This is a genomic window from Shewanella sp. MF08487, assembly GCF_050848685.1.
GTDB lineage: Bacteria > Pseudomonadota > Gammaproteobacteria > Enterobacterales > Shewanellaceae > Shewanella > Shewanella glacialipiscicola.
The window spans coordinates 101,071-114,140 of record NZ_JBOZPB010000010.1; the positions used below are offsets into that span (position 1 = coordinate 101,071).

Below are 13,070 nucleotides of genomic sequence, written 5' to 3' on the forward strand. Positions count from 1 at the left end.
GATCCTTTACGCAAACAGGCGAACTTCGCCGTCGCCTTCAATGTTTGTTACGCAGCGAGTACAGAGTGTTGGGTGGGCCTCAATCGTGCCGACCTCTTCTCTGTGGTGCCAACAACGCTCACATTTCTCAGCAGTGCTTGAAGCAACCACTAATTTCAGTGACGCAAGCTCAGTTTCAACCGCTTCTGATGTCGCATCCGCTAAAGGCAAGACTTTGGCTTCAGAGGTCAATAACACAAATCTTAGCTCATCGCCAATATGGGTTAATTGTTCAGTCAAGGTAGCATCAGCAAACAAGGTCACTTCCGCTTCTAATGAACCACCGATACGTTTATCACGGCGAGCTTGTTCAATCACTTTATTGACTTCGTTACGCACAGTTAGCAGTTGCTGCCAATAGTCGTCGCTCAAATCCGTCGCTAAGGTGACTGATTTCAAGCCTTGATACCATTCTTGAGTAAAGACATAAGTATCACGCTCGCCAGGCAATAGTTGCCATACTTCGTCAGCTGTGAAGCTTAGAATTGGCGCAATCCAACGCACCATGGCCTCAGAGATCAAATACAACGCAGATTGACAGCTACGACGCGCATGACCTTCTTGCTTAGCCGTGTATTGGCGATCTTTGATGATATCCAGATAGAAACTGCCTAACTCAACCGAGCAGAACTGCATCAGTTTTTGAGTCACAATATGGAAGTTATATTGCTCATAAGCTTCGATAATCTCCTGCTGCAGTGCTGCAGCGCGGCGCACAACCCAGCGGTCTAACGCCACCATATCTTCAACGGCAACTAAATCCTTAGTAGGATCGAAACCGTTTAAGTTGGCCAATAGGAAGCGAGCAGTATTACGAATACGACGATAAGCATCGGCGCTGCGATTTAAGATTTCGTCAGAAACCGTCATCTCACCGCTGTAATCTGTTGCTGCAACCCATAAACGCAGAATATCGGCGCCTAATTTGTTGGTTACCGTTTGTGGTGCAATAACGTTACCGATAGATTTTGACATCTTGCGGCCTTTACCATCAACGGTAAAACCGTGGGTAAGCACTTGTTTGTAAGGTGCCTTACCATTCATTGCGGTTGAAATCATCAAAGATGACATAAACCAGCCGCGATGTTGATCGCTCCCTTCAAGATATAAGTCAACGCCATGTCCTTTAAATTCAGGACGCGCGGCTACCACTGAAGAGAAAGTCGACCCCGAGTCAAACCATACATCTAAGGTATCAGTTACTTTACGGTATTGATCAGCTTCATCGCCGAGTAACTCGGCTGCATCGAGATCCCACCAAGCTTGAATACCTTGCTGTTCAATGCGATTAGCCACACGTTCCATTAGCGACACGCTATCTGGGTGCAACTCTTCGGTTTCACGATTCACAAACAGCGTGATAGGCACACCCCAAGTACGTTGGCGAGAAATACACCAGTCAGGGCGGTTTTCAACCATTTTTTCGATACGGCTTTGGCCCCAATCAGGGATCCACTGTGTTTGTTCGATTTCCTTCAATGCTTGCGTACGCAGACCATGGTTATCCATAGAGATAAACCATTGCGGCGTTGCACGGAAGATAATTGGGGTTTTATGGCGCCAGCAATGCGGATAGCTATGACGATAAGCCACATGATTCAACAAGGCGCCCTTTTCTCTCAGTAAAGCAACTACGTTATCGTTAGCTTTAAATACATGCTGGCCTGCAAAAAACTCGGTATCAGGCTTGTATACACCGTTGTCGCCAACAGGGTTTGCCACTTCTAAACCGTACTTTTGCCCAACCACAAAGTCATCTTGGCCATGGCCTGGCGCGGTATGAACAATACCAGTACCCGCATCAGTAGTGACGTGGTCGCCTAAAATAGCAGGCACATCAAAATCTAAGAATGGGTGCTTAAAGCGAATCAGATCAAACTCTTCGCCCTTGGCAGAGCCAAGCACTGTATGTTGCTCAATGTTATAACGAGTTAGGCAGGACTCGGCTAACACTTCCGCTAAAATAAGCGCTTGTGTTATGCCGTCTTTTTCAAACTCGACTAAGCTGTAATCCAAATTAGCACTTAAAGACAAGGCGCGGTTTGCAGGTAAAGTCCATGGTGTAGTTGTCCAAATCACCATAGAAACAGGATGTGAGTAATTGCTTACCCCAAACTTAGCCGCTACGGCTTTGCTGTCTACGGCAACAAACGCCACATCAATAGCCGGTGATGTTTTGTCTTCGTATTCTACTTCGGCTTCAGCTAAGGCAGAACCACAATCAGTACACCAATGCACTGGCTTGACGCCTTTATGCAAGTGACCACTTTCAATGACTTTGGATAAAGAACGGACGATATTGGCTTCAGTTGAAAAATCCATCGTTAAATACGGATTTTGCCAATCACCCAATACGCCCAAACGGATAAAATCTTCACGTTGACCGTTAACCTGCTCTGCCGCATATTTACGGCATTCTTCACGGAATTCTGCGGCGGTAATTTTTTGACCCGGCTTGCCGACTTTTTGCTCAACTTTCAGCTCGATAGGTAAACCGTGACAATCCCAACCTGGCACATAAGGCGCGTCAAAACCAGACATAGTTTTTGACTTAACAATAATGTCCTTGAGGATTTTATTCACTGAGTGACCAATATGAATACTGCCATTGGCATACGGTGGACCGTCATGCAAAATGAAGGGAGTACGGCCAATTCGGCTATCACGGATCTGCTGATACAAGCCGTCTTTTGTCCAGCGCTCTAACATCTCTGGCTCGCGATTTGCCAAATTACCACGCATCGGAAACTCTGTTTCCGGCAAATTCAAAGTAAATTTATAGTCGCTCATTGATCCTATACCGTTAATTAAACTGATAAATTTCAGCCTGCATCATTACCAAATAAAGCTCGGGCTTCATTTGCATCATTTAAAATCTGTTGTTTAAGCGCATCCAATGAGTCAAAAGGTTGCTCATCACGAAGTTTAGCTACCAACTCGACTTCAACATGTTTGCCATAAATGTCACCTTCAAAATCAAAAAGATGCACCTCAAGCTGACACACTTGACCGTTGACTGTCGGACGAAACCCTATGTTGGCTACGCCCTCATAAATATCGCTGTTATCCCAATAACATTTGACCGCAAACACACCGCGTACAGGCACAACATTACGCTTTAAGGCGATATTGGCAGTGGGAAAACCTATAGTGCGGCCAATTTTTTGCCCATGTGCCACACGACCACTCAAGGTAAAAGGATGACCGAGTAAGCGTCTAGCCTGCTCAAGATTACCCTTTGCCAATTGTTCACGCACGGCGGTTGAGCTCACTCTTTGCGAACCCACCATAAAACTTTGAGTGCTAACCACAGTAAAGCCAAACTCATACCCTGCTTGCATAAGCATGTCAAAATTACCTTTACGGCCTTGCCCAAAACAAAAGTCATCGCCCACTACGAGGTATTTAACACCAAGCTTACGCACCAACAATTCTTCAATAAAATGCTCTGCTGGTTGACTAGCAAAGGCGCGATTAAAGTTAATACACACTAACCGCTCAACACCCAACTCATTAAGTAGCATGACTTTATCACGCAATAGACTCAGGCGAGCAGGCGCATGATCACCGCTAAATAATTCTTGCGGCTGAGGTTCGAATGTCATTAAGGTCGAAGGTAACCTTAATTGTCTGGCTTTACGCACTAAGTTAGCGATCACTTGCGCATGACCACGGTGAACGCCGTCAAAATTACCTATCGTCAACACGCAACCGTGATGAGATGACAAAATGTTATGTGTACCGCGGATTAATTCCATAACTTTAGATAACTGCTAAGCGCAAATCGGCTGATTATATAACAGCTAGCGATGAGAATCAGCAATCAAACTCCCCGTTTAATAGACCAAGGACGAATTCCGAGCAAAAGCAGCATCAGTAAGTAACTCAAAGCCCCGACTGAAATCAAGCCAATTAAGGCTTTTGCCCGCTCAAACAAATGCCAGTCCAACCAAATTTGTTGCGAAGGCAAAAAGTAGTATAAGACTATCACCATCAAGGCAGTAGAGACCACGGCTTTAGCAAAAAACACCATCGTCGGCTTGGAAACGCGATAAACGCCAGCCAAATGCAATCCACGATAAAGCAGAGTAGCATTGAGCAATGCAGACATTGAGGTCGCAATCGCCAACCCAACATAACCAAAAGGAATAGCAAACAACAGGTTAAAAAACATGTTAGTGACCATAGCAATAATACCGTAACGCACTGGTGTTTTAGTATCTTGGCGGGAGTAATAACCAGGGGCAAGCACCTTAATCAGCATAAAACTGAGTAAACCACTGCCATAAGCCATCAAACTGTAGGAAGCCATTTCTACATCATGCATCGAAAAAGCGCCGCGCATGAATAATACCATCAGCATAGGTTTTGCTAGTACAATTAAGCCCATCATCGCGGGCAAACCTAATAACAGAATGGCTTTAATTCCCCAATCCATCGTCTTACCAAAACCTTCCCCTTCTGCATTAACGTGATTTCGCGACAACGCAGGTAAAATAACAGTACCAATCGCAATACCAAATAAGCCTAGCGGAAACTCTAGTAGTCGATCGGCGTAGTAGAGCCAACTAATCGACCCTGTCATCAAAAAGCTGGCGATGAAGGTATCAAATAATAAATTTATCTGTGAAACAGATACACCAAATAAAGCGGGGATCATCAAGGTTCTTATTTTCACAACTCCGGGGTGATGCCATCCCCAGGACGGTTTTACGAGTGCTTTTTCACGCAACAAAAAAGGAATTTGAAATAAAAACTGAATTAACCCGCCACAAAAAACGCCCCAAGCCAGTGTAATTTCCGGTTGTGTCGACGTTGGCGCATAAACGATAGCCGCAGTAATTATCGCCACATTGAGAAATACGGGGGTAAATGCTGAAACAGCAAAACGTCCACGAGTATTTAAAATGGACCCAGCCAATGCTGTAAAAGTAATAAACCACAAATAAGGAAAAGTAATTTTAAGTACAACGGTAGCAAGCTCAAATTTAGCGCCATCTGGCTCATTGTTAAGCCAAGCAATAAACCAGCCACCACCAAACAAAGCCGATAATACCGGTGAGGCAATAACACCCACAAGAGTCACTATTGTAACAAGTAGGCCTAATGTTCCAGCGACTTTACTGAGTAAATCACGGGTTTCTTCGGCGGTGTGTTTTTCTTGATACTCGGTTAAAACAGGCACAAATGCTTGTGCAAAAGCCCCTTCAGCAAACAAACGGCGTAAAAAGTTAGGAATTTTATTGGCAAAGAAAAACACGTCTGCACTGGTCCCTGCACCCATTAAATTAGCAACAACGACATCTCTTACAAGGCCTAAAACGCGCGATATCAATGTCATAGCGCTAACGATCATACCCGATCTTAATAATTTTCTACTCAAACGTCCCCCAGACCCATATCGAATTGATTAGGTGATACATCTCAAAAAATCGATTCAGGCTCTGTCACACTGCGGTAATAGCTGCTAGAATTGCGCAACATATTACACGAGTTGGGTTGAAGATAGCCAAGGCAGGTTGGATTAATTTATCTTTATGATGAATATTCAATCATAGTCATTGACAAAGTGACTAAATGCAGGCATATTCCTCGGCCTTTAAAAGTATCAAATCCAGTTTTTAGGAGTTGCACCTTGGCTAATAGCAAGTCTGCAAAGAAGCGCGCGCTTCAGTCTGAAAAGCGTCGTCAGCATAACGCCAGCCGTCGCTCAATGTTACGTACATACGTTAAAAAAGTAATCGCTGCAATTAAAGCAGGCGATCACAAAGCAGCAACAGAAGCTTTTGCTGTTGCACAACCAATCGTTGACCGTATGGCGACTAAAGGCCTTATTCATAAGAATAAAGCTGGCCGTCAGAAGGCTCGTTTGAATGCTAAGATCAAAGCAATCGCTGCTTAATCTATTAATAGCAAATGAAAAAAACCGGCAATTGCCGGTTTTTTTATATCTAAAAAATACAATTTAGTGACAATAAATATTATTTAGTAAGTGAATCATCTCCCGCACTTCATCGCTTTTAAGCGAATAAAATACTGTTTGTGCTTCTTTGCGTGTGGTGACCAAATTATCTTTGCGTAACCAAGCAAGATGTTGTGATAGTGCTGATTGACTTAAGCCTAATTTCTTATTCATTTCGCCAACGCACATTTCTCCTTCATTTAATAAATAACAAAGAATAAATAAACGGCGCTCATTTGCCAGAGCCTTTAAAAGTACTACAGCGTGGTCGGCTCGCTCCTGCATTAATTCAATATTCATTACGCACTTTATCTCCTAAAACTAACCCCTGCGCTAATATAGCGTTGCCTTACGGATATAGTCGGGACATAAAGCACACTTTTTGCTAGATTGTTTTTAAAAATGGGACATGCTTAATAAAAACAAAGGAAATCTAATGAAGCCCTATCAAAAAACTCTGCTCTCAAGTCTTATTATCGCCAGTGTAAGTGCCTGTCAAACCCAAGTAAAAATAATAGCTCCCACGACTGAAGTGATTAAATTACAGCAAGCGGCACTATCTTCCCAATTAGGCTACGATTTAGTCGAATCTCTTACCGTTGAGGTTGGCCCAAGACTCGCTGGAAGCCCAAAAGATATTATCGCGGTAAATTGGGCAATGAATAAGCTAACAAGTCTTGGATTTGATCGTGTTTATAAAGAACCGGTACAAGTTCCTATTTGGGAACGAGGCGAAGCCAACGCCAGAATCCTTTCTCCAGTAGAGCAGCCTCTTGTCATCACAGCGCTAGGGGGAAGTATTGCAACACCGAGCAGTGGAATACAGGCTCAAATAGCGCGTTTTGATAGTTTAGAGGCACTGCAGCAAGCTAAGCCTGAAGCGGTCGAAGGTAAGATTGCCTTTATTGATCAAAAAACAGAACGTCATATAACCGGTGAAGGGTATGGTAACAGTGTCGGCGGACGCTCAAAAGGAGCTGTCGTGGCAGCACAAAAAGGGGCTGTTGCTATCGTAATTCGCTCCATAGGCACAGACCATGACCGCATGGCTCATACTGGCATTATGCGCTATCAAGATGGCGTTCCGCAGATCCCTGCTGCTGCCATGTCAAATCCTGATGCCGATTTAGTCGATGCACTGCTCAAACGTGATCCCAATGCAATACTTGAATTATATATGTCACCAAAAGACTTAGGCTTTAATACTTCTTATAATGTGATTGCAGAGGTCACGGGCAGCAGTAAACCCAATGAAATCGTCCTTATTGGCGCTCACTTAGATTCGTGGGATGAAGGTACGGGTGCTATTGATGATGGCGCGGGAGTGGCAATTGTAACTGCGGCAGCTAAGCATATTCAAGATTTACCCATAAAACCCGCACGCACTGTGAGAGTCGTGTTATATGCTGCTGAAGAGATTGGGCTTATGGGCGGTAAAGCCTATGCTGAAGCACATAAAACCGAACTGCCATTACACTATATTGCCGCAGAATCTGATTTTGGGGCAGGCCGAATCTATCAAATCGATACCAAGGTTAACGAGAGCGCATTTACAGCGGTACAAAAGGCACTGAGCCCAATGTCATTCAATGGTGTTGTATTGGGCAATAACCAAGCTTCTGGTGGGCCTGATGTGTCTATGCTGCCCGCTTTAGGTGTACCAGTTGCCTCATTGAGACAAGATGGCCACGATTACTTCGATTACCATCACACGCCAAATGATACTTTAGATAAAATAGATCCCGCCGCGTTAGCTCAAAACGTTGCAGCCTATGCACAATTTGCTTTTATCATGGCAAACTCAACCATAGTACTAACACCTTTTACCCGTTCATCTAAAGAGTAGCGCTATATGAGTAGAGGACAGGATTAGCGGTTCTCTACTCATAAAAGTCATCTTGATATTCTGCTATTGTTCATCGCGTAAAAATGTAGGTGTCGCTGGAGAACTTTGCTCTTCACTATAATAATAACCTGCAACATCAAATGCTTTTAGTCCGGCTAAACTATTAACTTGGTTCTGAATAAGATATCTTGCCATCATGCCACGAGCACGTTTAGCAAAAAAACTGATGACTTTATATTGGCCCTTTTTACAATCTTTAAAGGCAGGCGTAATTAATTGTCCTTGAAGTTTTTTAACTTTTATCGCCTTGAAATATTCATTAGAAGCAAGGTTAATAATAATGTCGTTCTCGTGTTCTACGAGTGCTTTATTCACAGCTTCAGTTAATGTGTTCCCCCAAAACTCATATAGGTTTTTACCTTTAGGATTTGCTAACGATGTGCCCATTTCTAAGCGGTAAGGTAAAATTAAATCTAGTGGTCTTAATAAGCCATAAAGACCCGATAAAATACGTAACTGAAACTGAGTTTGAGTTATCTCAGTTTCAGATAAAGTATCTGCATCAAACCCCGTGTACACATCCCCTCTAAAAGCAAAAATAGCTTGCTTAGCATTATCTAAATTCAGGTTTGGCTGCCATTGCCCAAAACGCGCCGCGTTTAAACCCGCAATTTTGTCGCTTACTTTCATTAAAGAGGCTATATCTGCAGGCGTCAATTGTTGGCAGACTTGGATCAACTCCTGACTAGACGTTAAAAAGTCAGATTGTGAGTGCTCTTTGGTTAAAGCTGGCTGTTCAAAATCTAGGGTTTTCGCAGGTGAAACTAATATCAACATTAAAAAACTCCTAACATAAAACAATAATAAGTCACTATGATACTGAACGAAAATAAAAAAACCACGCTTAAACAGCGTGGTTTTTTCGATTATAGCTATCCGTTTTATATCTCGTTAATAATTAAATCAAACAATGCTTAAGACTTTTTAGCAGGTGCCATAGTGGTATCTTGCCAAATATCATCGTCAAGCTGATCTAATAACTCTGGAAATTTACTACGGTCAAACTCGGGTGTTTTACCGGCTTTAATTTGGTCGCGATAATCATTAATTACACGAATCGCCAAGCCCGATAATAGCAATAGGGCCACAATGTTAACGATAGCCATTAACCCCATTGAAACGTCAGCAAGATCCCACACCAAGCTTATCTTAGCCACCGCGCCAAACATGACCATACCGAGAACACACAAGCGGAACAAAGGTAACGCTTTAGTGCTATTTCCGGTTAAAAACATCACATTTGTCTCAGCGTACGAGTAATTGGCAATGATAGATGTAAAACAGAATAAGAAGATCGCGACCGCAATAAATGCCCCACCCCAATCACCAACATGGGATGACATCGCATTAATAGTGAGACGAATACCATCATCACTTGAGCCAATATCGCCAGAAAGTAGAATGATCGCAGCCGTTGCCGTACAAATAACGATAGTATCAACAAAGACGCCCATCATTTGTACAAAGCCTTGCGATGCAGGATGATTCGGATTAGGTGATGCACTTGCTGCAACATTAGCCGCGCTACCCATACCAGCCTCATTCGAGAACAAACCACGAGCGATACCAGCTTGCATCGCCTGTGCCACAGTATAAGCCACACCACCTGCAGCGGCTTCTTGCCAACCAAAAGCGCTCTTAACTATTAAACTAATAATTGCAGGCAATTGTTCAATATTGAAAATAACAATAATAAATGCAACAAAAATATAGGCTAGTGCCATAATTGGCACAATAAACTCAGACACTCTGGCAACTTTACGCAAACCACCAATAATTACAAAACCACTGGCGATAACTAATCCAATACCGACATAAGTGGGATCTAGACCAAATACACGCTCCATAGCACCGGTAATGGTATTGGCTTGTACCGCGTTAAAGACTAAACCAAATGCAATAATCAGGAAGAAAGCAAACAATACGCCCATCCAGCGTTGCCCTAATCCTTTCTCCATGTAGTAAGAAGGACCACCGCGAAACTGGCCATCGTTATCTCTGACTTTATAAACTTGCGCTAAGGTTGATTCAACCATAGCGGTCGCCATACCCAAAACAGCAATTACCCACATCCAAAATACTGCGCCAGGGCCTGCAGCACCAATAGCAACAGCGACACCTGCCATATTACCTGCTCCGACACGAGCGGCCATACTGGTACAGAAGACTTGAAATGAAGACAGACCGCTATCGCAACCTTGGCGGCTGATGGTCATGACTTTGATGGAGTGTTTAAAGTAGGTCAATTGGATAAAGCCAAGCCTTACCGTAAAGTAGAGACCCGCTCCTACTAACCCGTAGACTAATAACTTGCCCCAAAGTAGCGCATTCAAAAAATTAACTATGGTTTCTAACATATTATTTTACTTATTCCCGTAGCAAATGCCCCCTAATCATAATTAAAGGCACAACATCAATGGTGAATGAATCTTTCCAAGATTAAAGGTAAGAATTTCGGCAGATTTAATTGTTTAAATTATCCTTCCGTGACTTTACAACATCACAGCTACCGAATTCAACGCAGCAAAATAGCACAATATTCGAAATCACCCATGTGATCAAGCTCACACTTGTAGTTTCAAACAACCTGGATATTACTGAGTAGAGCTCAAGATAAGCTACTGTTAAATCAACACTAACAAAACCATCTAGATACATCATTTATTTTAACAGTAAAAACAACTTTCAAAACTTGGATGCTGGGCACATTTTTGTAATAAAATTACAAATATAGTAATCCCATAGAAACTTCAATTATCTCTTGTTTGTTTTAGTGAGGCTTAATATGACACAAGTACACGAAATCAATGCTCTGAAAAAATACGTTAGAGCGACTAACTTTCTTGCGACCTCGCAAATTTATCTCAAACAAAACGTCCTGCATAAGCGTCCACTTGCCCATACCGATATCAAGCCGCGTTTATTGGGGCATTGGGGAACTTGCCCTGGGATTAACTTTGTTTACGCTAACATTAATAGACTGATCGTAAAGCATAATCGCTCATTTATTTATTTAGTTGGTCCTGGTCATGGTTTTCCTGCAGTACAGGCAAACTTATTCATGGAAGGCTCATTAAGCCACTTCTATCCAGAAACGATCCCTTATAATGAAACCGGCATCGAAGATATTTGCAAGAAGTTCTCCGCCGCTTATGGCTATCCTTCACATGCAAACCCTGAAGCGCCAGGACAAATCCTCGAAGGGGGTGAACTCGGTTATTCACTCTCTGTTGGTTGGGGTGCTGTATTAGATAATCCAGATTTGATCGCAACAGTTCTAATTGGTGACGGAGAGGCTGAAACTGGCCCATTAGCCGCATCTTGGTATGCAAACCGCTTAGTTTCTCCTGCGACAAGTGGTGCCGTTTTACCGATTGTACATATTAATGGTTATAAAATTTCTGGACCAACGCGCATGGGTCGTATGAGCCATGAAGAATTGGATATGGAGTTCCGTGGTCTTGGCTACTTTCCCATCATAGTGGATAACGAATTAGCTGAAGATATTTATGTGCAAATGACTAATGCCATGGATACCGCTTATACCATGATCAATGATATCCAACGCCGCGCACGCAGCGGTGAAGATGTTGTTAAGCCTAAATGGCCCGTCATTTTAATGCGCACGGCCAAAGGTTGGACGGGCGTAAGTGAATATAGCGGTAAAAAGCTAGAAGGTAACTGCGAATCACACCAAGTGATCGTTAATAAATGTGCCACCGATAAAGGTCATTTAGAGGCGTTAGATAATTGGTTGGCTAGTTACAACTTCCAAGAACTTTATCAAATGAATGAAAAAGGCGAATTGATTTTTGATGCCGATATTTGTTCACTCATTCCACCAAAACAGCTTGCCTGTGGTCGTCAACATTTGACCTATGGTGGTGAAGTCGTTAGAGCCTTAAACAACCCAGATCTCGAAAAACTCTGTTATGGCCCCGAAGTACCACGTGGTCATCGTGGATACTCAATGTTGAAAATGGGCGAATGGATGCGTGACGCATTTAAATTAAACCGTGATCAACGTAACTTACGTATTTTCAGCCCTGACGAAACCTATTCAAATCAACTTCAAGCTGTATTTGAAGAAACCGATCGTGCATGGCAATGGCCGATTGAGAGCTGGGATGAAGATATGTCTCGCGAAGGACGAGTCATTGAACTGCTTTCTGAAAACTTACTTTTTGGTATGCTTCACGGCTACACAGTGACAGGTCGTCACGGTATGCTGCCAACTTACGAAGCCTTCTCGCAAGTGATTTCATCGATGGCTGATCAATACTGTAAATACGTTTATGCAAGCCAAGGCGTACATTTCCGTAAACCATTGCCTGCATGCAACGTCGTATTGTCTTCGCTCCTAGAACGTCAAGATCACAATGGTTATTCACATCAAAACCCATCGTTCTTAGGCGCTATGCTAGAGAAGCATCCTAAAATCATTTCAGCTTACTTGCCTGCTGATGCCAACAGTACACTGGTTTATACTGAACGTGCTTATGCTGATCGCGACAAACTCAACATTTTAGTTGCAGGTAAAAAAGAACTACCACAATGGTTGAGCTTAGAAGAAGCCCGTAAACAAGCAAAAGATGGTGTGATGGTGTGGGATTTTGCATCAGATGAAAATCCAGACATTGTACTAGCAGGCTGTGGTGATTATGTCACTCAAGAATGTATGGCAGCTTTAGTTGCCATTAGAGAATTACTACCTAGGGTAAGAATTCGCTTCGTAAGCGTCACCGAATTAAGCAGTGATGGCTTAGGTAGCCGCAAATTTAAAGAAAAACCTTGGTTAATGGACGAAATATTTACTCAAGATAAAGGCGTGGTATTTAACTATCATGGCTACCCAAATACTATCAAAAAATTAGTTTTTGATTACAAAGGTAGCCGCCGCTTCAGAATCAAAGGTTATGAAGAAGAAGGCTCAACAACTACACCATTTGATATGGGTGTACGTAATGGCACTTCACGCTATCACTTAGTTATTGATATGGCCTACAAGTTGTTCCAACAGGGCGTTATTGATGAAACGGTGCACGTCTCTATCACCACAAATATGTTGCAAAAACTAGTTGACCATCGCAACTATATTAAAGCAAATGGGGTCGACCCAATAGAGATTGAAAACTGGATATGGACACGCTAAAACACGTGTTA

The 13,070-nt window shown here is 42.8% G+C and carries 9 protein-coding genes; 3 read left to right on the forward strand and 6 right to left on the reverse strand.

The genetic code is table 11. From position 1 onward, the window contains the following. Positions 1-6: 6 nt before the first annotated feature. From ileS to murJ, 3 genes are all read right to left on the reverse strand, one after another. Positions 7-2,829, reverse strand: coding sequence for an isoleucine--tRNA ligase (gene ileS / locus ACRN9H_RS09370; protein ID WP_432313435.1), 2,823 nt, complete (start codon positions 2,827-2,829; stop codon positions 7-9). Positions 2,830-2,861: 32 nt separating this feature from the next. Further along, positions 2,862-3,797, reverse strand: coding sequence for a bifunctional riboflavin kinase/FAD synthetase (gene ribF / locus ACRN9H_RS09375; RefSeq protein ID WP_432313436.1), 936 nt, complete (start codon positions 3,795-3,797; stop codon positions 2,862-2,864). Between the two features lie 65 nt (positions 3,798-3,862). Continuing rightward, entirely contained in the window at positions 3,863-5,422 is a 1,560-nt protein-coding gene (gene murJ / locus ACRN9H_RS09380; protein WP_432313437.1) for a murein biosynthesis integral membrane protein MurJ, read from the reverse strand. Between the two features lie 252 nt (positions 5,423-5,674). Here murJ and rpsT point away from each other — a divergent pair, with 252 nt between their 5' ends. Further along, positions 5,675-5,941 (forward strand): 30S ribosomal protein S20, encoded by a 267-nt coding sequence (gene rpsT / locus ACRN9H_RS09385; RefSeq protein ID WP_076497041.1) that lies wholly within the window; start codon positions 5,675-5,677, stop codon positions 5,939-5,941. Positions 5,942-6,004: 63 nt separating this feature from the next. On the opposite strand, the gene ACRN9H_RS09390 is transcribed toward rpsT, so the two are convergent. Beyond that, the gene (locus ACRN9H_RS09390; protein WP_006084975.1) at positions 6,005-6,301 is read right to left on the reverse strand and encodes an ArsR/SmtB family transcription factor; all 297 of its coding nucleotides are present in this window, start codon (positions 6,299-6,301) and stop codon (positions 6,005-6,007) included. Between the two features lie 136 nt (positions 6,302-6,437). On the opposite strand from ACRN9H_RS09390, the gene ACRN9H_RS09395 reads away from it, so the two are divergent. Further along, positions 6,438-7,847, forward strand: a complete 1,410-nt coding sequence (locus ACRN9H_RS09395; RefSeq protein WP_432313438.1) for a M28 family metallopeptidase — start codon at positions 6,438-6,440, stop codon at positions 7,845-7,847. Positions 7,848-7,910: 63 nt separating this feature from the next. Here ACRN9H_RS09395 and yaaA read toward each other — a convergent pair whose 3' ends face one another. Beyond that, positions 7,911-8,684, reverse strand: coding sequence for a peroxide stress protein YaaA (gene yaaA / locus ACRN9H_RS09400; RefSeq protein ID WP_432313439.1), 774 nt, complete (start codon positions 8,682-8,684; stop codon positions 7,911-7,913). 137 nt (positions 8,685-8,821) lie between these two features. Next, positions 8,822-10,264: an alanine/glycine:cation symporter family protein gene (locus ACRN9H_RS09405; protein ID WP_432313440.1), complete on the reverse strand. Its 1,443-nt coding sequence runs from the start codon at positions 10,262-10,264 to the stop codon at positions 8,822-8,824. A gap of 428 nt (positions 10,265-10,692) precedes the next feature. On the opposite strand from ACRN9H_RS09405, the gene ACRN9H_RS09410 reads away from it, so the two are divergent. After that, positions 10,693-13,059 (forward strand): phosphoketolase family protein, encoded by a 2,367-nt coding sequence (locus ACRN9H_RS09410; protein ID WP_432313441.1) that lies wholly within the window; start codon positions 10,693-10,695, stop codon positions 13,057-13,059. The last annotated feature ends 11 nt before the right edge of the window (positions 13,060-13,070 follow it).